Consider the following 22,656-nt stretch of genomic DNA (forward strand, 5'->3'; position numbering starts at 1 on the left):
CGCCCCTGGGCACGCCGCCGTTCCACCGCCTTCTCTTTTTCTTGCGCCGTACCAGGCGCTGCCGCCCGGAGACACCCCCCATGCCCTTCGCCATTGCGCTCCCCGCCACCGCCCCGCGCGCTGCCGTGTTGGCGGGGCTTCTGATCGGGGGCGTTGCGGTTTCGCAGCCTGCGGCGGCTGCCGGGTTCCGCCAGGGTGCCTATGCGGACTCCTTGGGCAGCACCGCCGTGGTGTGCGTGACAGCGCAGCACATGGCCAGCCTGACGGCCCCCGCCTGGAAGAGCGCCATGCAGCCGCGCGGCATGGACTGCACGGTCAGCGAGTCTGACCAACCCATGCCCGGCCATGAGACCTGGAAGGCCCGCTGCGTCGCCCCTGCCCAGGCCGCAGGCGCCAGCGCCGCGCACCTGTACCAGTTCACCGTGCACGCCGATGGCGAGCAGCTTGTCATCGACAGCGGCATGCAGACCTCGGCGGGCCGGCAGATGATGAAGAAGGCCTTTTTCGGCACCTACCAGGGGGCGTGTGCGCCCGGCACCCCACCCCTGGACGTGTGGGCCTACCTGGATGGCACGCACGGCATGGGGACACCTGCGCAGGCCGATGCACGCAAGGCGGTCGCCATCGACCTGATCCGCTGCGGCAATGTGTTCAACGGCCTGTCGCTGAGCGTGGCAAAAGCCCGGCAAGAAGGCATGCGCGCCGCTGCGGCGGCCATGCTGGAAGCAGCGGTGGCGCTGCACCCGGGCGAGGGCGACTTCCACATCGACGCGCTCAAGAAATCGGCGCCCGAGGTGTCGGCCGAACTGGTTGGTACGTCGGCAGAAAAGAAGTTTGCGCTGTACCAGACCTGCAGCCCGTATCTGGAACCAGACGGCATCACCAAGGCGGTACAAAGCCGCGTGGCAGCGGGTGCCACCCCACGCTAGTGGGGTGTTGCACGCTATCCGGCACGTAGAACGGCGTTTCGTTCGCAACTGCAGCACCTCGGTTCAGCCACCTCACGGTGCCCACAAACACCAACGCCCCGCACCACGCACAGTGGTGTCGGGGCGCTGCTTGGGGCTAGGAGTCTGCGCTTATTTGTCCAGCTCGGCGGCCAGCATGTCCCAGCTGGGGTACGAGCTTTCATCGAGAGTGATCGCACCCTTGCCTGCGGCAAACTTGAAAGCGGTGGTGCCGGTGCGGGCAAATTCCAGGGTCTTGAGTTGGCACACTGCGGCCTTGGAAGGGGCATCGTTGCAGTAGCGCGGGGCGTTGTCCACGATGGTGCCGGCCGCGTAGCGCACCTGGCGCAGATGGTCCACGGTCTGAAAGCTGTCCTGTTTCACATCCATCTTCACATCGCAGCCGCACGATTGCTTGAGGGTGCTGGCGGCGGTTTTCAGCGCGGGGGCCACCTCGGCAGCAAAAAAGTCGCGCTCGGCCTTGCCGGCATGCGCCAGCGATGCGACAGCCAGGCTGAGGGTTGCGACGAGCAACAGGGGGGTCTTGTTTTTCATGGTTCTCCTACGGGTTGGCTTTGGGTGTGCAGGCCCCTGCCCCTCCCGGACAGACGGGCCGCGCCAGAGGTGGTGGCGCCAGCGCGGAATTTTGCGGGGGGCCAGGTGCAGCGCTTGTAACAACGCGGTAACAGCGCATGCTTTTTGGGCAACAGGTCATGCACGCACGCGGCCCGGCAGTCCGAGGGGCGATGGCTCAGAGGCTGAGAGTTTTTTAGCCGAGCCCGAAAGGCGCGCGAAAACGCCTCGGATCTAGGCACAAAGCACAGCCATAGCTCGGGCTATGGCGAGCATGTGCAACGACGAGCCGGGGCGTTTCGGCGTGCAAGGCGGGCATGGATAAAAGACTCTCAGACTCTCAGCCGCGGCCCTGCGCCAGAAGCCGGAGCCGTGCGTGCGCCGCCCCGTTCACGTCCGGCGGCAGCTGGTGCTTGGCTTGCAGGTAGTGGTGGGTGAACACGTCCAGGTACGCCTCCAGCGCCTGTGCTGCCTGCAGCTCGCCCGCCAGCTCCAGGCACAGCGCGCCCACCTCCGAGGTGCAGAAATGGTCCGTGCGCGTGGAGCGGCGCAGGTGGTAGCGTGAGAGCTGCTCGGGCTGCAGGCTCAGCACGGGCAGACGGTCCAGGTACGGGCTCTTGCGGAACATCTTGCGCGCCTCGGGCCAGGTGGCATCGAGCAGGATGAACAGCGGGCGCTTGCCCGTCGGCTCGGTGCTGCCCACCTGGGTGACCACGCGCCCGGGCTCCACAAACTCACCCGGAAACACCACATACGGCTGCCACTGGGGGTCAGCCAGCAGCGCCAGCAGGTCGGGGTGCACCTCGGTGCGCGCCCAGCCAAACGCGTAGGTGTCGGCCACCACATCGGCAATCAGCCAGCCGGTGTTGCTGGGCTTGAGCGGCTCGATGTCGGCCATCAGCAGGCACATGCCCGCGCGCGTGGGCAGCACGGGGCGCAGTGCGCAGATGCAATGGCTGGGCACCAGTCGGCAGCCCGCGCAGCGCTCGCCCTTGGGGCCGCCCCGGGCCAGGAAGGGCTTGGCGCTGCGGGCCAGGCGCTCGGTGCGCAGGCGCGATACCGCATGGGGCGGGTGCGGCACCGCCTGCGGCTGGGGCGGCGGCACAGGGGTCGCCGTCACTGCCCGCCCGCCTGCTCCAGCGCAAACAGCGGCAGCTCGGCCCGGCGGCTGAGCCACACGCCGCCACCCAGCTCGATGGCGCCTTCGCGCAGGCCGCGCCGGTACAGCTCGGCACGGTGGCGGAACACGCGGTTGTCGGTGATCTCTTCGTCGATGATGTCGCGCTCAAAATCCTCGCGCGACACAGCCTCGACATACAGCGCGCCTTGTGTCAGACGGCCCAGGTTGAGCAGCGCGGCCTTCAAATCCGGAGGGCTCAGGTAGGGCAGCACGCCCTGGCAGATGACCAGGTCATACGGCGCATCAGCCGCGTAGTCCAACACCGAGCCCTGCTGCCACCCAAAGCGCTCGCACAGGTAAGGGCTGAACTCCACGCCCTGGTAGCTGGCCTCTGGAAAATGCTGCGCCACGATGCCCTTCCACAGCCCGATGCCGCAACCCACATCCAGCACGCGGTTCACCGGCACGCGCAGGTACTTGAGGTAGCTGCACACGAAGGTGCCCAGGCGCTCCATGTGCGCCGGGTCCACCACGCTGGTCTTTTTGTCGAAGTAAAAGCGCTGGTAGTAGGCCTCGTCAAAAGTGGTGGCGCTGGCGGATTTCAATGGCGGGTCCTTGGGTCTTTTGGGGGGGTTTGCACCACCCGGCGGGCGGCACAGCGAAGCGGCCAAGTATCCCCCACGCATGCTGGCGTGCCATCGCAGCAGCACGCTGCGGTAGTCTGTCGCCATGGATTCGCTGATCTCCGCCGCCGCCCGCGCGCTGGCCGCAGGCGACGCCCTGGCCGCCCTGCAGCGCGTGGCCCTGCGCGACGACCCCCCGGCCCTGGCCCTGCGCGGCATTGCCATGGCCCAGCTGGGCGAGCACCCGCGCGCCCGCGATCTGCTGCGCCGCGCCGCACGCGGCTTTGGCACGCACGAGCCCGTGGCCCGCGCCCGCTGTGTGGTGGCCGAGGCCGAGGTGGCCCTGGCCCAACGCGACCTGGGCGGGCGAGCGCAGGCGCTGATGTCGGCAGGGGCTACGCTGCAGGCCCACGGCGACATCGCCAACGCGCTGCAGGCACGGTTGGTGGCAGCGCGCACGCTGATCCTGCTGGGCAAGTTGGACGAAGCATCGGCTGCGCTGGCAGGCGCTCCCACCACCGACGCCACAACGCGACTGCCCCCTTCCCTTGTCGCGGTGGCCGAACTTGCCGCCGCAGAGCTGGCCCTGCGGTCACTGCACATCGGCGCAGCGCGCACCGCCCTGCAACGCGCGCAACAGGCTGCCGCCCAATCCGGCGTGCCCGCGCTGCTGACCGAGGTGGCGCAGGCCCATGCGTTGCTCGAACAGCCCGCTGCGCGCTGCCTTGCGAATGGCGCCGAGCACACGCTGCGGCTGGATGACGTGGCCGCGCTGCTGGCGTCCTCCACGCTGTGGGTCGTGGACGCCTGTCGCCACGGCGTGCGCGCGGGCGAGGTGTGGCACCCGCTGGCACGCCGCCCTGTGCTGTTTGCGCTGGTGCGCGCGCTGGCTACCGCGTGGCCGGGCGATGTGGACCGCGAAGCCTTGATTGCCAACGTGTTCCGCACCCGCCACCCCGACGAAACCCACCGCGCCCGCCTGCGGGTGGAAATCGGCCGCCTGCGCGCCCTCATCGCTCCGCTGGCCGGGGTGGAGGCCACGCCGCGCGGCTTTGTGCTCCGGCCCCACGGCGGACGCACTGTGGCCGTGCTGGCCCCGCCGGTGGAGGGCGAGCAAGGCGCGCTGGTGGCGCTGCTGGCCGACGGCGCGGCATGGTCCACATCCGCCCTGGCGCTGGCCCTGGGCGACAGCCAGCGCACCGTGCAGCGCGCACTGGCTGAACTCGAAGCTACCGGCCGCGTGCGCGCCATCGGCCAGGCGCGCGCACGCCGCTGGCTGGCCGCGCCCCTGGTGGGATTCACGACGATCTTGTTACTCCCCACCGCGCAGCCGATTGCCTAAAGTGGCTTCACCGCCCAACGCACAGCGCCCTTGCGGTGCACCGGGTACCTACCCTCAGGAGCTTTCGAGATGACCACAGCCACCCCTACCGCCACCCACGACACCGCCTGCAGCAGCGACATGGCGGGCACCCCGCCGTCCACCAAACAGCTGCCCATTGCGGCCCGCCAGCCCGCCGAGGTGGTGCGCGAATACGGCCCCTTTGGCGGCGCCAGCACCATCCACGGCGTGACGCACGATGGCCAGCGGGTGTGGGCCGCCACGGGCGAACACCTGGTGGGTTTTGACCCGGCCAGTGGCGCCACCACCCGCACGCTCAACGTGGTGTGCGACGCAGGCACCGCGTTTGACGGCACGCACCTGTACCAGATCGCTGAATCACGCATCGACAAGATCGACCCCGCCACGGGCCGGGTAGTGGCCACCATCCCCGCACCGGGCGGCGGCAACGATTCAGGCCTGACCTGGGCCGAAGGCAGCCTGTGGGTGGGCCAGTACCGTGACCGCAAGATCCACCAGATCGACCCGGCCACAGGTGCGATCCGCCGCACCATCGAATCCAACCGGTTTGTGACCGGTGTGACCTGGGTGGACGGCGAGTTGTGGCACGGCACCTGGGAGGGCGAAGAAAGCACTCTGCGCCACATCGACCCCACGAGCGGCGCCGTGCTGCAGCAGCTCGATATGCCGCAAGGCGTGGGTGTGAGCGGGCTCGAATCGGATGGGGCCGGGCTGTTCTACTGCGGTGGTGGCGGCAGCGGCAAGGTGCGCGCCGTGCGTCGGCCCGGCGCACACACGCCCGCTTGAAGATCAGAAAACCGATGCGCTGAGCCGGTCGGCCCGGCCGTCACGCCGCTGGCTTGGGTGGGCGGTGCAGCGCGCAGATCTTGTTGCCGTCCGGGTCGCGCAGGTACGCCAGGTAGAGCTTGCCGCCAGGGCCTTCGCGGTAGCCCGGTGGGTCTTCGCAGGTGGTGCCACCGTTGGCCACACCGGCCGCGTGGAACGCATCGGCCTGCTCGGGCGACTGCATGGCAAAGCCGATGGTGCCGCCATTGGCAAAGGTGGCGGGCTCGCCATTGATGGGGGTGCTGATGCAGAAGGTGCCGGTGGGGCCCCGGTAGAAATACCGGTTTTTGTTGGCGACACCAGGGGGCACACCGATGGTGCCGAGCAGCGCGTCGTAGAACTTCCGGGACACCTCCAGATCGTTCACACCGACCATCACATGACTGAACATAGCTTCTTGTCTCCGTAGTGCCCCCGGGGGCAGTGGTTGATAGGCCCGGGGATGTTACCGGCCCTGCACCCACCCGGCGCGCACGCTGGCGACACGGCCACACACGGCAGTCTGGTTTCAGACCAAAATGCCATCTACCGCTTATCCAACAAGCGCCACCAGCTATGAAATCATGAGCAACCCCGACCCACAACATTCGCCCCGAATCCCCCACATCGCCCCCGTCCCCCTCGACAAAGCCTACCGCCTGCTCAACCACGGCCCCACGGTGCTGGTGTCGGCAGAGCATGCGGGCCAGCACAACGTGATGGCTGCATCGTGGGCCTGCGCGCTGGACTTTGCACCGCCCAAGGTGACAGTGGTGCTCGACAAAGCGACACGCACGCGCGAGCTGGTCGAAGCCAGTGGCGAGTTCGCATTGCAGTTGCCCACCCTGCCCATGGCGGCGATGACCGTAGCCCTTGGCACCGACAGCGCCAAGACCCACCCCCACAAACTGCAGCAGCACGGCGTGGAGCTGTTCCACGCCCCTGGCCATGCCACCCCGCTGGTACAGGGCTGCGCCGCCTGGCTGCTGTGCCGCGTCATCCCCGAGCCCCACAACCAGCAGACCTACGACCTGTTCATCGGCGAAGTAGTGGCCGCCTGGGCGGACGAGCGCGTGTTCCGCCACGGGCACTGGGCGTTCGACACCGCGCCCGATGCGCTGCGCACGCTGCACTACGTGGCGGGTGGGCAGTTTTATGCGACGGGGGCGTCGGTGACGGTGTAGCCCCGGGCCCGTGTCTGTGCCCGGAGGAGTATTCAGGCCTTGACCCCCAGCTTGGCCAGCAAGGACTCTGCGCGGTAGTTCGGTTCCGCCACCCCATCCAGCAGAAACACCGTGGATTGCGCGTGCTGCGCACGCAGTGGAATCAGCTCGGCATAGGCTGGCGATTCGTACCAGGCACGCGCCTGCTCCATGGCCGGGAAGCTGATGATGATGCAGTCCCCATCGAACACGCCTTCCTTGACCTCTGCCCGGGTGCCATGCACGAGGAAGGCCCCGTCATAAGGCGTGAGGGTCGCGTCGATGCGCTGCAGGTAGGTGACGATATCGGGGCCGAACTGCAGATTGCTCAACAGGCCAACGGCATAGGCAGACATATCTGGGGCTCCTTTCTGGTCTCTCAGTGAGTTGGTTGGCTGCGTCTGTGCATGCACAGACGCAGCGCGCGTCTTCAATGCCGCTTTGCGCTGGCAACCGACCCGCGAGGACCACTGTAGAAAAAGGCGCTCCGCTTGGCGATTACCTCAGAGGTCAAGGTTTGGCGCCGCGATGCTCTTGCATCACTCCCCGTCCAAAAGCCCCACCTGCTTGAGCTCTGCAAACTTGGCCGCCATCGTAGGGTTGCCGCGGGTCAGCTTTTTGATCGTGAGGTCTTCGGCCTTGTCGTTGGCCAGGCGCAGGTTGTTGGCCGACTTGTGCAGCGCTTCCTTCGTCTTCTCCAGGTCCTTGATGGCCTCGTCAATGCGCCGCACGGCCTCCTCAAACCCGTCTGACGCCAGGCGCCAGTTGCGCCCAAATGCCGTCTTGAACTCGTCCAGCTGGGTCTCGAACTTGGTGATGTCCAGGTTCTGCGCCTTCACCAGCGCCAGCTCCGACTTGTACTGCAGCGACTTCATCGCAGCGTTGCGCAGCAGTGTGATGATGGGGATGAAGAACTGCGGCCGCACCACGTACATCTTGGGGTAGCGGTAGAACATGTCCACGATGCCGGTGTTGTACAGCTCGCTCTCAGGCTCCAGCAGCGACACCAGCACCGCGTACTCGCAGCCCTTTTCAGTGCGGTCCTTGTCCAGCTCTTTCAAGAAATCTTCATTGCGCTTCTTCGTGGCCGTCTCGTCGCTCTCGTTCTTCATCTCGAACATGATCGAAACGATCTCGTTGCCCGCCTCGTCCGCATCGCGAAAGATGTAGTCGCCCTTGCTGCCGCTGCGCGCGTCGTTGTCCTTCTCAAAGTAGGCGCGGGGAAACGCCGTGGCGCGGATGCGGTTGAACTCCGTCTCGCAGTGCTGCTCCAGCGTCTCGCCCACCATCTTGGTGGACAGGCGCGCCTTCATGTCCCGCAGCCGCGCAATCTCGCCGTCGCGGTCGCGCAGCTGCAGGGCGAACTGCTCCTTGATGGCGGCCTCCTCCAGCTGCTTTTTCACCACTACCAGGTTCAGGTCGTTCCTGAGTTCATCGCGCTCCCGCGCCACCACCGTGACTGCCTCGGTCACCGCCAGCCTGCGCACCACTTCGCCTGCTTCCAGCTGCGATTTCAGCTGCTGAATCTCCGCGTCCTTTTGGGCAGCCACACCTTGCAGCTCCTGCGCCAGCCGGGCTTGTGCCAACTGGTCCGCTGCCTGCTGCGCCTGCCGCGCACGCTCCAGCTCATTGGCCAGCGCATCGCGCTGCTTTTCTACCGCGCTCAGGGCGTGCGCCACCGCCAGGTCGCGCTCCACCGCGCCCGCATCCAACTGCGCCTTCAGGGCTTGGATCTGTGCATCCTTGGCGGCTGCCGCCTTCTGCAACTCATTGGCCACCTGGGCCTGTGCCAGCGCCACCGCATTGCGCTTGTCCTGCTCGGCCAGCTCCAGCCGCTCGTGCAACTGCGCATGGAAATCTGCGTCGCGCACCTGCTTGAGGATGTCGGCGTAGCCGGTCTCGTCCACCTTGAAGGCCTTGTTGCAGTGGGGGCAGATGATGTCGTGCATGGCGGTCACCGTGTGTCGTGTTGCGTTGGTGGGGGAGCATAGCGGGCAGGAGCATGAGCGGATTCATGCTGCATCAGCCGCAGGTCTGCGGCGGCAGTTCCTGCATCGCGCCCATCTTGCTGATCACCAGCTCCATGAAGGCAGACACCGCCAAGGGCAGGTAACGCCGGCTGGGGTACACCATGTGCACGCCGTGGCCCTGCCGGCGGTACTCGGGCAACACAGGCACCAGCAGGCCAGCGCGCAGATCGCGCTGGGTTAGCGTGGAGGGCAGGAGCGCAATGCCCAAACCCGCCAGCGCGGCCTTGCGCAAAGCCTGCGCCGTGTTACCGCTGAAGCGGCCCGCCACCTGCACCTCGGCCTGCGCTCCATCCGGCCCCGTCACGCGCCAGGTGGCCTTTCCGCTGGGGTGGCCGAACACCAGGCAGTCGTGGCCTGCCAGGTCTTGCAGCGTGTCCGGCACGCCCTGGCGGGCCACGTAGGCCGGGCTGGCCACCAGGCCGTCGTTGCCCGCATCCAGCACCTTGCGGGCAAAAAGACTTGAGTCCTCCAGGATGCCGCCCCGAAGGGCCACATCAATCCGGTCTGCAATCAGGTCGGCGCGCCCGTCGCTCAGTACAAAGTCCACCCGCACCTTGGGGTGCGCTGTCAGAAACTCGGTCAGCCACTCCATCGCAAAGAAATCAAAAAAATCGGCCGGTGCCGCCACCCGCACCAGGCCACTGGGCTCCTGGTTCACCGCCTGCAACTCCTCGCCCGCATCCATCAGCCCCTCTACCGCGCCGCTGCAGCGCTCCAGAAACACCTGGCCCGCGCTGGTAAGCGTGAGATGACGGGTAGAGCGCTGCATCAGCCGGGTACCCAGCTGCGCTTCCAGCTGCTGCACCCGGCGGCTCAGGGTGTTGGGCGGCACGCCCAAGCGGCGCGCGGCCTCGGCAAAGCTGCCACAGCGCACCACCTGCACAAAGATGGCCACGTCATTCAGATCCAGCATGGTCGCTCTCATTAATTCAAATAATGGACGAGTTCAATCATATTGCACCATCTAGTCAATCAATCGATGAATTTTTAAGCTACAGGCATCAGTTCAACACCTCCAAGGTTCTCTTGATGTCTGCACCCGCCACAGCCCCCCGCGCCATCGCCCACCGCACCCGTGGCACCGCGCACGGCCCCATCACCCGTCTCATGAGCCCCGGGGACCTGGGCCAGGTGCTCAAGCCCTTCATCTTTTTGGACCTGGTCCACTTTCAGCCGGGTGCCGCGCAGCAGGGGTTTGGCATGCACCCGCACTCGGGCATCGCCACCGTCACGTTCTTGTCAGAAGGCGATGTGCGCTACGAAGACAGTACCGGCCAAGCGGGCCTGCTGCCTGCGGGCGGTGTGGAATGGATGCGGGCGGGCAACGGCGTATGGCACACCGGCGCCCCCGTGGGCGACACACCGGGCCGGGGCTTTCAGCTGTGGGTGGCCCTGCCCGCCGCGCTGGAAAACGCCCCCGCCCAGAGCCAGTACCTCGCCCCTGAGCTGGTGCCACAGGTCGGCCCGGTGCGGGTGCTGCTGGGCGAGTACGGCGCAGCGCACAGCCCGGTGGCGGCGCCCGAGGGCATGACCTATCTGGCCGTGCAGTTGGCCCAAGGTGCGCGCTGGACCTACACCCCGCCCCCCGGCCACACCGTGGCATGGGCAGCAGTGGCCACCGGCGCGCTGACGGCAGGCGAAGCCATTGACGCTGGCGAGCTGGTGGCGTTTGAGCCCAGCAGCCAGAGCATCGACTTTGTGGCCCCCCAGGCCACCAGCTTTGTGCTGGGCTCTGCCGTGCCGCACCCGCACGACCTTGTCATGGGCCGCTACTCGGTGCACACCAGCCCGGCCGCACTGGCACAGGGCGCCACAGAAATCCGGCGCATTGCCACGCAACTGCGCCAGGCCGGGCGGCTCGGGTAGTCGTCTAGCCCTTCCATCCCGCTTTCTCACCTCACCCCTTCCACCTCACTTCAACCCACTGCATTTCAACCAGGCAAACATCATGAACATCGGCATCATCGGTTCTGGCGCTCTCGGCTCCAACGTGGCCCGCGCATTGGCCAACAAGGGCCTGTCGGCCACCCTCTCCACCCGGCGCGGTCCGGAATCTTTGGCCCCGCTGGTGGCCGAACTGGGCCCGACCATCAAGGCGGGCACCGTGGCAGAAGCTGCCGCCACAGACATCGTGCTCATCGCCGTGCGCTGGGAAGACCTGGGCCAGGCCCTGGGCCCCCTGCCCGCCTGGAACGGCCGCATCGTCATCGACGGCACCAACCCCGTGGCGTTTCTGGACCCCAACTCGCCCGACGCCCAAGACCCCACCAACCCGCTGGCGGCCTACGGCATCAAGGCCATCGACCTGGGCGGGCGCTCGTCCAGCGAAGTGTTCAGCGAATTCGTGCCCGGCGCCCGCGTGGTCAAGGCGTTCAACCACCTGGATGTGAACGTGCTGGCCCAGCCCCAAGTGTCTGGCGGCCAGCGCGCCATGTTCTACGCAGGCGACGATGCCGCCGCCAAGGCCGAAGTGCGCAAGGTGCTGGACGCCATCGGCTACTTTCCGGTGGACCTGGGCACGCTGGCGGTGGGCGGGCGCTTGTCGGAGCTGCCGTTTGGCGCGTTGTCGAGCACGCAGTTCATCAAGATTTGAGCGGGGTGCCTGCCCAGGCACTTTCAGGGCCCCAGGTGCACCTTGTCTAGCCCAAGGTACCTGGGGTCTAGGCATTTATTGCAAGCGCTGGTCACCGCCGAATTGGTATCCATGGAGGAGGTGTCGGGGCAGACTCCCTCAGCCCCGTGGGTGTGGCGCTGTGAGACTTGGGTTTTGGATCGCTGGATGACAACACGCTGGAGATGGCGCTGACCGCGATGGACACTGAATACCAGCGGGAAGATGATCGGGATCATTGGCCATGTGGATGCGTTGACGGAGCGGCGTCATGCGCAGATCAGGGTTAAATTGCACCGCATGCCTACCACCCCTGCTTCTGCACACATCGCCGCCCCGGCATCCCTCATCGATTCACCCCAAGCCGCCTGGCGACTGCTGACCACCCTAGGCCTCGTGGTGCTGGGCAACAGCAGCATGTATGTGGTGTCGGTGGTGCTGCCGGCCGTGCAGGCCGAGTTCGGTGTGGGCCGCGCGGATGCGTCGCTGCCCTACACGCTGATGATGGTGTGCCTGGGGCTGGGCGGGCTGTGGACGGGGCGCATGGCGGACCGGCATGGGCTGATGCCGGTGTTGTGCGTGGGGGCGGTGGCGGTGTGTGGCGGTTTTGTGTGGGCGGGGCTGTCGGGCAGCATCTGGATCTTTGGGCTGGCGCATGGGTTGATGGGGTTGGTGGGCAGCTCGGCCACGTTTGCGCCGTTGATGGCCGACACGGCGCTGTGGTGGAACCGGCGGCGCGGCATTGCGGTGGCGATTTGCGCCAGCGGCAACTACATTGCGGGCGCGCTGTGGCCGCCCATCGTGCAGCACGGCATCGAAGCCATTGGTTGGCGCCAGACCTATGTGCTCATGGGGCTGGCGTGTGGCGCGGGCATGCTGCTGTTGGCGCTGCGCATGCGCCAGCGGGCGCCGATGGTGCTAATGGATGCTGCGGCCGTGGTGCCTGCGTCGTCGTCACCTTCGGCAGGGGGTGCTGCACTGGGTGCTGCTGCTTCACCAGCGACTGCGTCCGCACCTTTGGTTCCCTTGGCACTGGACCGCAGCCGCCCGTTTGGCTTGCGCCCGGTGCACGCGCAGTTGCTGCTGTGCGTGGCGGGCGTGGCGTGCTGTGTGGCCATGGCGATGCCGCAGGTGCACATCGTGGCCTATTGCACCGACCTGGGTTTTGGCGCGGCGCGGGGGGCAGAGATGTTGTCGCTGATGCTGGCGTGCGGCATTGTCAGCCGCCTGGTGTCGGGCGTGATCTGCGACCGCATTGGCGGGGTGCGCACGCTGCTGCTGGGGTCGGCGCTGCAGGGGGTGGGGCTGATGCTGTTTCTGCCGTTCGACGGGCTGGTGCCGCTGTATGTGATCTCGGCGATGTTCGGGCTGTTCCAGGGCGGCATCGTGCCCGCGTACGCCATCATCATCCGCGAGTATTTCGCGCCGCAAGAGGCGGGCGCCCGGGTGGGCGCGGTGATCATGGCCACGCTGATCGGCATGGCGCTGGGGGGCTGGATGTCGGGCTGGATTTTTGACGTGACGGGCAGCTACCAGGCTGCGTTTATCAACGGCATGGGGTGGAACCTGCTGAACCTGTCGATCATGGGCTGGCTGTACTGGCGGGTGCGGCGCCAGGGTGCGGCTGGGGGGCGGATGCAGCCCAGTGCGGGGTGAGTGTGGCGGGCGCTAGTGTGGTGTTGCACGCTTGACGGCACATTGAAAACCGATGGATTTTTGGTCAGGGCAAGGCGCAAACCACAGCGATACCCGTAGGTATCGCGAGGATTTGCAACGCAACCCTGGCCGAAAAGACGCGGTTTTAAGTGCCGGATAGCGTGCAACACCGCACTAGGGGCTCGCTGGCCCTGCGCCGCCTTCATTTCGTTGAAATTTTTATCAAATAGGGCTCTAGCGCTTCATGGTCAAGCGCCTGCAGCTATTGATTTATGAGCAATTGAGCGGTGCAGCATTCGCTCAACAGGCCCCGGCAGGTGCAACCCGATTTTTTATCGGCCTGCACCTGCCGGGGCCCCACGGGACCGCAGCAGCAGCTGCGGTCCCTGAGCAGGTCGTCGTTACCTTCGACCCTGTGTTCGGGCTGCTCAGCAAGGCGTTTCTCACCAGGCTGCATGCCTTCATCCCGAAGGTATGCGCCCGGTGCTAGTAGCAACCCTGTCGCCTTTGCTGTCAGCCTCTCCTCCCTGTTCCCGCCCTTGTGTGCATTTGTTACTTGACTGTAGGGGGTGAGGGAGCGCGGCACAACCTGCGAAAGTTGGTAGGTACGGCGGGCTGTGCGGGGCGAGGGTTCGGCAAAAAGAATCAGCCAACATGGCTCTATCGCCTTGCTGTATTGCATTGGCAGCTTCTGCTTTGATAGCAAACGGAATTTGCACGGCACAAACCCACGCACAGGGTGCCGCGCGATTCTTCGGGGTCTTGGTGCGAATTGGCTACACCGCCGCCTGCAGATAGCGCCCCGCCAGCTCTGTCTGCGCGGCGGCGTCCACGCCTAGCACGTCCACCAGATACGGCTGCAGGCCGCCGAACTCGGTGTCTACCTTGTGCAGGGCGGCGTCCAGAAACTCCTCTTGCACGCGCCACAGCACGGCCAGCACTTCCTCGGGCGCGTGGCTGCCCATGCCTTCGGGGCGGCGGTAGAGGGCGTTGGTGAGCAGGTAGTCGTGCATGACCACGTCGCGCGGCACTCCCAGGGTGAGCAGGATGAGGGCGGCGGCAAAGCCGGTGCGGTCTTTGCCAGCGGTGCAGTGGAAGACGGTGGGGGTGTCGCTGGCCAGCAGCAGCTTGAACAGTTCGGCAAAGCGCGGGGCGTTGTCGTGCACAAAGCCGCGGTAGGTGTCTTGCATGAGCCCCACGGCGTCTTGCGCGGTGAGCTGGCGGCCGGTGCGCTGCAGGTCGAGTGCACGCTGCACCACGGTGGGCTCGATGGCGAGCGGGTGGTAGGCGATGCCGGGCAGCGCGTAGGCATAGGCGGCGCTTTCGGCCTTGCCGCGAAAGTCCACCGCGCGGGCCACGCCCAGCTGGGCCAGCAGGGCCTGGTCCTCGGGGGTCAGGGCGGCGAGGTGGTCCGAGCGAAAGATGCGCCGCCACTTCACGGGCCGCCCGCCGTGGCCGGTGTAGCCGCCCAGGTCCCGAAAGTTGGTGGCGCCTGCGAGGGGGAGGGATCGGGTGGGGGCTTGCTCTTGCTGCATGGTGCGTGGCACAGGTGTGCGGTGGATAGGGATGCTGAAGCAACAAGGATAGTCGGGCAGTGCGGCAGGCGCGTGTCGCACGGGTGGCTGGTGCAATGCGCGGGGCGCGACCGTGTGCAGAATCCGGGCATGCAGCGTTTTGTGCCCGTGCCCTCTGATTTGCAGCCCTGGCTGATGGCGGGGGTGGTGGTCGACGCCCCGGCGGAGCTGGTGCAGTCGCAATTCCCGGCCATGGTGTCGAGCATGCTGGTGGTGCGGCTGGCCGGGCAGGTGCATTGCCGGGGCGCACTGGTGCCGCCAGCGGCCTGGATCAGCGCCAGCACCACGGCCACGGCGTACGAACACGGCGGGCCGGTGCGGGCCGTGGGGCTGGTGCTGCAGCCTGAAGCCGCGGCTGCACTGTTTGCCAGCGCACGCGGTTTGGTGAACACGCTGCGGCCGCTGGCAGAACTGGTGGGCCCTGGGTGGACCGAGGTGGAGCACGGCGTGCATGCTGCGCAGGATGATGGCGCGTGGATCGCGGTGCTGTGCCAGTTCGTCCGGCAGCTGGTCGCACCGCCGTCACCCTGTGAAGCACGGCGCCTGCAAGCCCTGGCCCTCTTGCAGGCGGCCCACGACGATGCCCCAGGCGCGAATCAGCGCATGGGCCTGAGCCAGCGGCAGTTTGAACGGCGCTTTGTGGCGCACTGGGGCATGGCTCCCAAGCAGTTTCAGGTGATTGCGCGGCTGAACAGCACGCTGGGCAACGCCCTTGCCGCGCCCGGCGGCCCGGTGGTGGACCTGGCGGCCGACCAGGGCTACTACGACCAGTCGCACATGGCGCGCGATGTGCGCAGGCTGGCGGGCCACCCGCTGCAGACCCTGGTGCAGGGCACGCGCAGCCCGCTGACCGCGCACTGGCCCTTGCAGATTGGGGCACAGACCCTACCGAATCAACCTGCCCCACCCTTGGAGCCCACGCGCAAGCGCTGAGCCAGGTACAGCGGCATCACAAACGCGAGGCCAATGCCAAAGCAGGCGGCGATGTAAGCCCAGCGCCACGCGCCCAGGCTGCGGTCTGCCGCCACCCAAGCGGAGAACGCCACGGCGGCCAGGTACACGTCGAGGGTGATGCCGGTAGTCAATGCATTGGCAAAGGCATCGCGCCAGAAAACGTCTGGCATCACGCTGCCGCCCGCCAAAAAATACACGGTGTTGAAGTACCAAGGGACGGCCAGACCCAGAAGGGCCAGCAGAAGAAAAAATGCGCGCAGGCGGGTGTGGTTTTGCATCGGTGCATGCGGCCCTCGAAATAGAAAGAGAGAGGCCTTGGGTAGTGAATCAACGCACCGATTGAATCCGCGCAGCCCCTGGCGGGCTAGGAAAAAAACGACATGCCTCGCACCGGCGGACGAGCCGCTGCACGCCATCTTCATGAACTTACTGCGCGCGCGGCAGCGATGTCACAGCGCCATCCACCGGCAGCTCCTGCGTGCCCTTGGGGCAGGGCTGGTCGGTGTAGGTGGTGCGGCCGTCCTTCACGCACTTGCGCGGCTGCGGTGCCACGGGCTCAGACGCTCCACTGTTCGCAGAGCGGGCCTGTGCGGCAGGCTGCTGCTTGCCGGGCGGCAAGGTGTCGGGGCCGGGGCGGGTGATCTTCTTCCAGGCCTGCTCGGTCCACGGCCCGGCGTGGGGCAGCCACTGGTCGGCCGTCCACCATGCGGCGGCTGCGGCGGCCAGCAGCAGTGCGGCCAGAATGGACCAGAGGGTGCGTTCGCGGGTGCTGCGCATGGGGTGGGCCTGTGGTGTGGTGGGTGACCACCAAGCTTAAAACATCACGACGCCCACCCGACCACGCGGTATCACGGCTGCTTGCCTTTGGCCGCAGGGCGCCCGTAGCGCGCCGTGAGCGTGGCCTTGCCCAGGCTGTTGGCGTTGATCATGTAGCCGGCCAGCGCGGCGGTGGCGTCGGCAGGCAGGTCCAGGCGCGGCACCTTGAGCGCGTGCACGGTGAAGATGTAGCGGTGCGGCGCATCGCCTTCGGGCGGGCAGGCCCCGCCCCAGGCGGCCACGCCGTAGTCAATGCGCACATGGCTGGCGCCTGCGGGCAGCTTGGCGCCGCCGGCAGCACCCGCGTCGGGCCGCAGCTCGGTGGTGCTGGCGGGGATGTTGACCACCGACCAGTGCCACCAGCCCGAGCCGGTGGGGGCATCGGGGTCGTAGGCGGTGGCGGCGAAGCTTTGGGTGCCTGCGGGTGCACCGCTCCAGCGCAGGGCGGGTGATTGGTTGTCGCCCGCACAGCCAAAGCCCTTGAACTCGAAGCGCTGGGGCAGTGTGCTGCCTTCGGCAAAGTCGGGGCTGGTGAGCGCGAAGGCCTGGGCGTGGGCGGCAGGGGCCAAGCCGATGGTGGCGAATGCTGCGATGGCGGCGCCAACGCGAAGAGGGCGTGAAAGTGGGTGGGTCATCTGAAAAGCTCCTTGCAGTAGCGGTGTGAGACAAGGGCTTGATGGTGCTGCGCGCCGCGCCTTCGCATTGGCCCGGCGGCGTCAATGGCTGTGCGCTGCGCGTCAGCCGCAGCAATCAGGGCCGCAGCTGCGAAGGCGGAAAGCCGAAACGTTCGCGGAAGGCCGCGCTGAAGCGGCTGTGCGATTCATAGCCGCAGCGGGCCGCAATCTCGGACACCTGCAGCGTGGAGCTTTGCAGCAGCACCAGCGCCGTCTCCAGCCGCACATCGCGCAGGCACTGGCTCACGGTCTCGCCCTCTTGCGCCAGGCGGCGCTGCAGGGTGCTCGCGCTGGTGGCAAACGCGGCGGCGATGCGCTCCACCGTCCAGTCGGCCTGCGGGCTGGGGCCGACCAGGCGGCGCACGCGTTCAGCCCAGCCCAGCTCGCCCGGCGGGGCGAAGACGATGCCCGCCTCGGCCAGCATCAGCAGCACTTCGAGCGCGCGGTGTTCGCGCAGCGCCTGCGAGCTGGCATCGCTCTCCAGCGCGGCCACGGCGCGCGTGAAACTGTCTCCAAAGGTGGCGTCGGCCGCCAGGCCTGCGCAGCCCTGCACCGGCGGGACGGCTGCAAACTGCCCGAACTTGCGGTGGAACTGCTCCACCAGCTCGGGCGCAAAACACAGCAGTCGCGCCACATAGCGGCCTTGGGGCGCCGGGTCGTTCACCACCTCCCACTGCGCGCCACGCGGCAGCACAAACACCCGCCCGCGGGGGTAGCGGTGGCCGCCGCCGGGCGTGACCAGGTGCTTGGTGCCCGAGACCACCCAGCCCACCGAATCCATGCGCACGGTGACGGTGTGGATGCGGTGGTGGACCGTGGTGGCAATCTGCAAGGACAGTGCGGGTTCGCCCATCGTTCTTTCCCCTGGGGCTCAAGCGCCATCATCTGCGCAGCGCTGTGCCGGATGATGGCAGGCTTCACCCGACAGCAGCACAAGCACCGTCAGCGTGTGCGCTCTTTCGTCACGCCGACATCGATGTCGCCAAACACGGTCACGCCGCTGGCACCTTGAGGCTGCTGCTGGCTGGCAGGGTCGCTGGAGCGCGCAGAGCCTGCGGTACTGCTGCAACCACCCAGCGCACCGGCAACCGCCAAAGCCGCCAGCGTGGTGCGCCAGAAGCCTTGTGCGAACCGTGCGGGCGATGCGGCGTGTTCCGTGTGGAGCGGCTGCATCATTCGCCACCCAGGTGGTTGCCCAGGATGCCCGCCAGCTCGAACATGCCCGCGCTGTCCTTGCCAAACACGGCGCGCAGCTTGTCGTCGGCGACGATGGTGCGCTTGTCCTTGGGGTCTTGCAGGTTGTGGGCCTTGATGTATTCCCACATCTTCTTCACGGCCTCGGGGCGCGCCACGGGTTCGTTGCCGATCACGGCAGCCAGCGCGGCACTGGGGGCCTTGCCAGCGGCGGCCTTGCGCGGTGCCTTGGTGGCAGCGGTCTTGGTGGCCGGGGCCTTTTTGGCAGCGGCAGGTTTGGCGGATTTTTTGGCTGCAGCGCTTGTCTTGCCTGCCTTGGCAGCTATCGTTTTAGCAGCAGCGCCTGGGCGCGGCGGGAACTTGCTGGGCGCAAACTCAAAGTTGACCTTCCCCGCCTCCTTGTCCCACGCCAGGTGGGCCTTGAAGGCGCGGCGCGTGCGCATGCTCACGAACTTGTCGAGCAGGTCGGTCTTGCCGGTGTCCAGCAGCTTGGTCATCTGCTCGCGCTCCACAGGCTGTTGCAGGATGATCTTGCCGCTTTTGAAGGTGCAACTCGGTGTGGGCTGCGCAGCGGTGGGCACGGCCTTGCTGCACACGTAGTTGCTGCCGTGCTCATGCACTTCCGATCCGCAAATGGGGCAGGCACCCAGCGATGCGTCTTCAAACTCGACGATCTCGCCGGACTCTTCGCCTTTCTTGTCATCGCCAAAGTCGAATTCGAGCTTGTAGTTGTGCGCTTCGTCGTCGTACTTGATGACGATCTCGGACGTGAACGGCCAGCCGGCCTTGGAGCGGAAGCCTTCCAGCGGGCCGATCTTCTTGTCGCGCAGCAGGGCGTTGGCCTCTGCGGTTTCAAACGTGCGGCCTGCGGGCGACTTGCCAAAGCTGAAGCCGCAGCCTTCCGAGCCGGGCTTGCCCACGCAGGCAAAGCGGCGGTAGTTCTCTTTGACCACGCCGCCGCAGTTGGGGCACGGCGATTCGAGCGTGGCGTAGTCGCCGGGGATGGTGTCGCGGTCGTATTCCTTGGCCTTCTTGACCATGCGCTCGGTCATGGCGGCGATCTCGGCCATGAAGGATTCGCGGCTGAGCAGACCCTTTTCCATTTGCGAGAGCTTGAACTCCCACTCGCCGGTCAGGTCGGCGCGGCAGAGTTCTTCGACCTCCAGCCCGCGCAGCAGCGTCATCAGTTGAAACGCCTTGGCCGTGGGGATGATCTCGCGGCCTTCGCGCAGCATGTACTTTTCAGTCAGCAGGCCTTCAATGATGGCCGCGCGCGTGGCTGGCGTGCCCAGGCCTTTTTCCTGCATGGCTTCGCGAAGTTCGTCGTCGTCGATCTGCTTGCCCGCGCTTTCCATGGCGCCCAGCAGCGTGGCTTCGGAATAACGTGCGGGCGGTTTGGTCTTGAGGCCCTTGGGGTCCACCTGCAGGGTGTTGACCATTTCACCGGGCTTCACGGGCACCAGGTTCTGGCCCTTGTCTCCGTCCTTGCCGCCTTCCACCTCCTCGGCCGCTTCCTTGCCGTAGATGGCCAGCCAGCCCGGCTTGACCAGCACCTTGCCTTCGGTCTTGAAGCTGTGCGGGGCCACGGTGCTGATGCGCGTGGTCACGGTGTATTCAGCGCTGGGGAAGAACACCGCCATGAAGCGGCGCACCACCAGGTCGTACAGCTTTTGTTCGGCCTCGCTCAGCCCGCTGGGCGCCTGCAGTGTAGGGATGATGGCAAAGTGATCGCTCACCTTGCTGTTGTCGAAGATGCGCTTGGACGGGCGAATGTAGTTGTTGTTCAGCGCGGTGAGCGCGTGCGGCGCCAGGTGGCGCATGCCGCTGTCGGCCAGCATCTCGAAGGTCTGCTTGGCCACGGGCAGATAGTCTTCGGGCAGCGCGCGCGAATCGGTACGCGGGTAGGTCAGGGCCTTGTGGCGCTCGTACAGGCTTTGCGCCAGGGCCAGCGTGGTCTTGGCACTGAAGCCGAACTTGCCGTTGGCCTCGCGCTGCAGGCTGGTCAGGTCGAACAGCAGGGGCGAGGCTTGCGTGGTGGGCTTGCTCTCTTCGGTGACCGTGGCCTGCTTGCCGCGCACGGCGTTGGCAATCGCCTGGGCTTCTGCGGCAGACCACACGCGGTCGGCGCGGGCTTCCACATCCTCGCCCTTCTTCCACTTGGGGTCGAACCACTTGGCGGGGTATTCACCGGCCTGGGCGCCAAAGGTGGCGTGGATTTCCCAGTAGTCGCGGCTGATGAACTTGCGGATCTTTTCTTCGCGCTCCACCACCAGCGACAGGGTGGGCGTCTGCACCCGGCCCACGGTGGTCAGGAAGAACCCGCCATCGCGCGAGTTGAACGCCGTCATGGCGCGGGTGCCGTTGATGCCCACCAGCCAGTCGGCCTCAGACCGGCTGCGGGCTGCACTGGCCAGTCCCGCCATCTGCTGCTCGGTGCGCAGTGCGTCAAAGCCGTCGCGGATGGCCTGGGGCGTCATGGATTGCAGCCACAGGCGCTTGACCGGCTTGCCCAGGGGCTTGGCGCCGCCAGCGTATTGCTCGATCAAACGGAAGATCAGCTCACCCTCGCGGCCCGCGTCACAGGCGTTGATGAGTTGCGTCACGTCCTTGCGCTTGGCTTGCTTGACCACGGCGTTCAGGCGCGTCTTGGTCTTGTCCACGGGCTTCAGGTCGAAGTACGGTGGGATCACGGGCAGGTGCGCAAAGCTCCACTTGCCACGCTTCACGTCAAACTCTTCGGGCGCCTGTATCTCTACCAGGTGGCCCACGGCGCTGGTGACTACATAGCGGTCGTTCTCGAAGTGGTCTTCGTGTTTGTCGAACTTTCCGGCCACGGGAGTCAATGCGCGCACGATGTCTTGCGCGACAGAGGGTTTTTCTGCAATTACCAGGGTCTTGGTCATTTTGGGGCTCTCGCCAGTCATTCTGGTTGCCCGGGTTCCGGGCGCTTCTACAATTCGGGTCTCACGCGCATGCACACGCATACACGCGCACGCACACATGTGTGCACTATCAAGTTAACAGAGTTTTTGCCATGCCCCGCTCCGCATCGCCTGCCGCCCCCACCCTTGCACCGGGCCGCCGCATCCAGACCCGGCGCTCTGGCGTCCATGGCAAGGGCGTGTTTGCCGTGCAGGATATTGCGGAAGGCGAAGTCCTTGTGGAGTACACGGGCGAAGTGATTGGCTGGCAGGAAGCGCAGGACCGGCACCCGCACGACCCCCTGCAACCCAACCACACGTTTTACTTTCACGTGGATGAAGACCACGTGATCGACGCAAAGTTCGGCGGCAATTCGTCGCGCTGGATCAACCACAGCTGCAACCCCAACTGCTACGCCGACGAGCGGGACGGCCGCATTTTCATCACCGCGCTGCGCAATATCAAGGCGGGCGAAGAGCTGAACTACGACTATGGCCTGATCATCGAAGAGCGCTACACCAAGAAGCTCAAGGCCGAATACCCCTGCTGGTGCGGCAGCAAGAACTGCCGGGGCACGCTGCTGGCGCCCAAGCGTGGCTGGGCACCACCGGTGCCGTTGCCACCATCCAAACCCTCTCCAGCCAAGTCTTCCGCCAAAAAAGCCAAAGCCCCCAAAGCGCCTTCAACCACCAAGCCGCGGGGCCGAAGCCAGTGAGCGCCGCCTCCCCCATCCGCTGGCCCGCCGAGGCCATCTGGGAAGCAGTGTCACCGCTGTTACCGGGCTTTACCGTCGAGGTGCTGCCCACCATCGACTCCACCAACACCGAGCTGATGCGCCGCGCGCGCAACGGCCAGTGCGAGCCCACGCTGCTGGTGGCCGAGCAGCAGACCGCCGGGCGCGGGCGGCTGGGGCGGGTGTGGCAAAGCGATGTGGGGGCTTCCCTCATGATGTCGCTGGGGCTGCCGCTGGCGCCGCAGGATTGGTCGGGTCTCTCGCTCGCTGTGGGGGTGAGCGTGGCTGAAAGCCTGCAGCCTGTGCTGCCCGCTCTGGGCGCCGACCAGCCCGCGCGCGTGGGGCTCAAGTGGCCCAACGACCTCTGGCTGGGCGGCGCGGCGGGTGACCGCAAGCTGGGCGGCATCCTTGTGGAGACTGCGAGTTTTGTGGCGCCCCAGGCGGCCTCTGCTGCAACAGCCAGTGCCAGCACCGCACGGTATGTGGTGGTGGGCATCGGCATCAACGTGCTGCCGCGCAGCGCCGAGGGCATGAGCATGCCGCCCGGCAGCTTGCAGGACGTAGAGCCCGGCCTGGACGCCCCCTCCGCCCTGCTGCGCATCGTGCCCGCGCTGGTGGCCATGCTGCAGTCGTTCGAGGGCTACGGCTTTGGCCCCATGCAGCCCCGCTTTGCAGCCCGCGATGTGCTGCAGGGCCGGGCCGTGACGCTGAGCGACGGCCACACCGGCACGGCGCACGGCGTGGGGGACGATGGCGCACTGCTGGTGCACACTGCGGGCGGCATGCAAGCCATCACGAGTTCCGAAATCAGCGTGCGGCCCACTGCGGTGCCTCCGGTGTGAAGAAGCTCCCTTTGTTGA

At 66.6% G+C, this 22,656-nt stretch carries 25 protein-coding genes; 11 read left to right on the top strand and 14 right to left on the bottom strand.

All coding sequences use genetic code 11. The features are described 5' to 3' along the window. The first annotated feature begins 80 nt into the window (after nt 1-80). Complete coding sequence (locus tag ACSQ22_RS20820) at nt 81-929, top strand: hypothetical protein (RefSeq protein WP_436131428.1); 849 nt, start codon at nt 81-83, stop codon at nt 927-929. 150 nt (nt 930-1,079) lie between these two features. Here ACSQ22_RS20820 and ACSQ22_RS20825 read toward each other — a convergent pair whose 3' ends face one another. The 3 genes from ACSQ22_RS20825 to ACSQ22_RS20835 form a co-directional block, all read right to left on the bottom strand. Beyond that, nucleotides 1,080-1,502: a hypothetical protein gene (locus tag ACSQ22_RS20825; protein WP_306553044.1), complete on the bottom strand. Its 423-nt coding sequence runs from the start codon at nt 1,500-1,502 to the stop codon at nt 1,080-1,082. 358 nt (nt 1,503-1,860) lie between these two features. Next, nucleotides 1,861-2,640, bottom strand: a complete 780-nt coding sequence (locus ACSQ22_RS20830) for a tRNA-uridine aminocarboxypropyltransferase (RefSeq protein WP_228897222.1) — start codon at nt 2,638-2,640, stop codon at nt 1,861-1,863. Then, nucleotides 2,637-3,245, bottom strand: a complete 609-nt coding sequence (locus tag ACSQ22_RS20835; RefSeq protein ID WP_436131429.1) for a class I SAM-dependent methyltransferase — start codon at nt 3,243-3,245, stop codon at nt 2,637-2,639. Before ACSQ22_RS20835 ends, ACSQ22_RS20830 begins: the two co-directional genes overlap by 4 nt. 124 nt (nt 3,246-3,369) lie before the next feature. On the opposite strand from ACSQ22_RS20835, the gene ACSQ22_RS20840 reads away from it, so the two are divergent. After that, nucleotides 3,370-4,605 carry a helix-turn-helix domain-containing protein gene (locus ACSQ22_RS20840; protein ID WP_436131430.1) on the top strand — a complete coding sequence of 412 codons (1,236 nt, stop codon included), beginning with the start codon at nt 3,370-3,372 and terminating at the stop codon, nt 4,603-4,605. A 120-nt stretch (nt 4,606-4,725) separates the two neighbouring features. After that, nucleotides 4,726-5,412: a DUF5074 domain-containing protein gene (locus tag ACSQ22_RS20845; RefSeq protein WP_142150949.1), complete on the top strand. Its 687-nt coding sequence runs from the start codon at nt 4,726-4,728 to the stop codon at nt 5,410-5,412. 40 nt (nt 5,413-5,452) lie between these two features. On the opposite strand, the gene ACSQ22_RS20850 is transcribed toward ACSQ22_RS20845, so the two are convergent. Then, nucleotides 5,453-5,842 (bottom strand): VOC family protein, encoded by a 390-nt coding sequence (locus ACSQ22_RS20850; RefSeq protein WP_055401124.1) that lies wholly within the window; start codon nt 5,840-5,842, stop codon nt 5,453-5,455. A 172-nt stretch (nt 5,843-6,014) separates the two neighbouring features. On the opposite strand from ACSQ22_RS20850, the gene ACSQ22_RS20855 reads away from it, so the two are divergent. Next, entirely contained in the window at nt 6,015-6,614 is a 600-nt protein-coding gene (locus ACSQ22_RS20855) for a flavin reductase family protein (RefSeq protein WP_436131455.1), read from the top strand. Between the two features lie 32 nt (nt 6,615-6,646). Here ACSQ22_RS20855 and ACSQ22_RS20860 read toward each other — a convergent pair whose 3' ends face one another. The 3 genes from ACSQ22_RS20860 to ACSQ22_RS20870 form a co-directional block, all read right to left on the bottom strand. Further along, nucleotides 6,647-6,988 (bottom strand): DUF1330 domain-containing protein, encoded by a 342-nt coding sequence (locus ACSQ22_RS20860; protein WP_436131431.1) that lies wholly within the window; start codon nt 6,986-6,988, stop codon nt 6,647-6,649. A 183-nt stretch (nt 6,989-7,171) separates the two neighbouring features. Next, on the bottom strand, nt 7,172-8,581 hold the full coding sequence (locus tag ACSQ22_RS20865) for a DUF2130 domain-containing protein (protein ID WP_436131432.1): 1,410 nt from the start codon (nt 8,579-8,581) through the stop codon (nt 7,172-7,174). A gap of 73 nt (nt 8,582-8,654) precedes the next feature. Beyond that, nucleotides 8,655-9,575, bottom strand: coding sequence for a LysR family transcriptional regulator (locus ACSQ22_RS20870; protein WP_436131433.1), 921 nt, complete (start codon nt 9,573-9,575; stop codon nt 8,655-8,657). Nucleotides 9,576-9,691: 116 nt separating this feature from the next. Between ACSQ22_RS20870 and ACSQ22_RS20875 the strand changes: the two genes are divergently transcribed. From ACSQ22_RS20875 to ACSQ22_RS20890, 4 genes are all read left to right on the top strand, one after another. Next, on the top strand, nt 9,692-10,528 hold the full coding sequence (locus ACSQ22_RS20875; protein WP_436131434.1) for a pirin family protein: 837 nt from the start codon (nt 9,692-9,694) through the stop codon (nt 10,526-10,528). An 82-nt stretch (nt 10,529-10,610) separates the two neighbouring features. Next, the gene (locus tag ACSQ22_RS20880) at nt 10,611-11,255 is read left to right on the top strand and encodes an NADPH-dependent F420 reductase (RefSeq protein WP_436131435.1); all 645 of its coding nucleotides are present in this window, start codon (nt 10,611-10,613) and stop codon (nt 11,253-11,255) included. Nucleotides 11,256-11,573: 318 nt separating this feature from the next. Further along, nucleotides 11,574-12,929 carry an MFS transporter gene (locus ACSQ22_RS20885; protein WP_436131436.1) on the top strand — a complete coding sequence of 452 codons (1,356 nt, stop codon included), beginning with the start codon at nt 11,574-11,576 and terminating at the stop codon, nt 12,927-12,929. Between the two features lie 244 nt (nt 12,930-13,173). Then, the gene (locus tag ACSQ22_RS20890; protein ID WP_436131437.1) at nt 13,174-13,419 is read left to right on the top strand and encodes a hypothetical protein; all 246 of its coding nucleotides are present in this window, start codon (nt 13,174-13,176) and stop codon (nt 13,417-13,419) included. 286 nt (nt 13,420-13,705) lie between these two features. Here the strand turns inward: ACSQ22_RS20890 and ACSQ22_RS20895 are convergent, their stop codons facing one another. Continuing rightward, on the bottom strand, nt 13,706-14,464 hold the full coding sequence (locus tag ACSQ22_RS20895; RefSeq protein WP_431151186.1) for a tyrosine-protein phosphatase: 759 nt from the start codon (nt 14,462-14,464) through the stop codon (nt 13,706-13,708). Between the two features lie 129 nt (nt 14,465-14,593). Here ACSQ22_RS20895 and ACSQ22_RS20900 point away from each other — a divergent pair, with 129 nt between their 5' ends. Then, nucleotides 14,594-15,436 (top strand): helix-turn-helix domain-containing protein, encoded by an 843-nt coding sequence (locus ACSQ22_RS20900; RefSeq protein WP_436131438.1) that lies wholly within the window; start codon nt 14,594-14,596, stop codon nt 15,434-15,436. On the opposite strand, the gene ACSQ22_RS20905 is transcribed toward ACSQ22_RS20900, so the two are convergent. The 6 genes from ACSQ22_RS20905 to ACSQ22_RS20930 all read right to left on the bottom strand — a co-directional run bounded on the left by ACSQ22_RS20905 (nt 15,397) and on the right by ACSQ22_RS20930 (nt 21,044). Beyond that, a complete protein-coding gene (locus ACSQ22_RS20905; protein ID WP_436131439.1) occupies nt 15,397-15,735 on the bottom strand; it encodes a DUF2834 domain-containing protein in 339 nt (112 codons plus the stop codon). The genes ACSQ22_RS20900 and ACSQ22_RS20905 overlap by 40 nt on opposite strands. 148 nt (nt 15,736-15,883) lie before the next feature. Further along, nucleotides 15,884-16,234, bottom strand: a complete 351-nt coding sequence (locus tag ACSQ22_RS20910) for a DUF4124 domain-containing protein (protein ID WP_055401712.1) — start codon at nt 16,232-16,234, stop codon at nt 15,884-15,886. Between the two features lie 71 nt (nt 16,235-16,305). Continuing rightward, nucleotides 16,306-16,908 carry a YbhB/YbcL family Raf kinase inhibitor-like protein gene (locus tag ACSQ22_RS20915; RefSeq protein ID WP_436131440.1) on the bottom strand — a complete coding sequence of 201 codons (603 nt, stop codon included), beginning with the start codon at nt 16,906-16,908 and terminating at the stop codon, nt 16,306-16,308. 115 nt (nt 16,909-17,023) lie between these two features. Beyond that, nucleotides 17,024-17,800 (bottom strand): helix-turn-helix transcriptional regulator, encoded by a 777-nt coding sequence (locus ACSQ22_RS20920; RefSeq protein WP_436131441.1) that lies wholly within the window; start codon nt 17,798-17,800, stop codon nt 17,024-17,026. A gap of 89 nt (nt 17,801-17,889) precedes the next feature. Further along, nucleotides 17,890-18,123: a hypothetical protein gene (locus ACSQ22_RS20925; protein ID WP_082437623.1), complete on the bottom strand. Its 234-nt coding sequence runs from the start codon at nt 18,121-18,123 to the stop codon at nt 17,890-17,892. Next, nucleotides 18,120-21,044 carry a DNA topoisomerase III gene (locus ACSQ22_RS20930; RefSeq protein WP_176887492.1) on the bottom strand — a complete coding sequence of 975 codons (2,925 nt, stop codon included), beginning with the start codon at nt 21,042-21,044 and terminating at the stop codon, nt 18,120-18,122. Before ACSQ22_RS20930 ends, ACSQ22_RS20925 begins: the two co-directional genes overlap by 4 nt. A gap of 131 nt (nt 21,045-21,175) precedes the next feature. On the opposite strand from ACSQ22_RS20930, the gene ACSQ22_RS20935 reads away from it, so the two are divergent. Both ACSQ22_RS20935 and ACSQ22_RS20940 read left to right on the top strand, forming a co-directional pair. Continuing rightward, the gene (locus tag ACSQ22_RS20935) at nt 21,176-21,778 is read left to right on the top strand and encodes an SET domain-containing protein (RefSeq protein ID WP_426305588.1); all 603 of its coding nucleotides are present in this window, start codon (nt 21,176-21,178) and stop codon (nt 21,776-21,778) included. Further along, a complete protein-coding gene (locus ACSQ22_RS20940; RefSeq protein WP_436131442.1) occupies nt 21,775-22,638 on the top strand; it encodes a biotin--[acetyl-CoA-carboxylase] ligase in 864 nt (287 codons plus the stop codon). Before ACSQ22_RS20935 ends, ACSQ22_RS20940 begins: the two co-directional genes overlap by 4 nt. Nucleotides 22,639-22,656: the final 18 nt, after the last annotated feature.

The sequence above is a fragment of the Acidovorax sp. LjRoot38 genome (genome assembly GCF_964252975.1).
Lineage (GTDB): Bacteria > Pseudomonadota > Gammaproteobacteria > Burkholderiales > Burkholderiaceae_C > Acidovorax > Acidovorax facilis.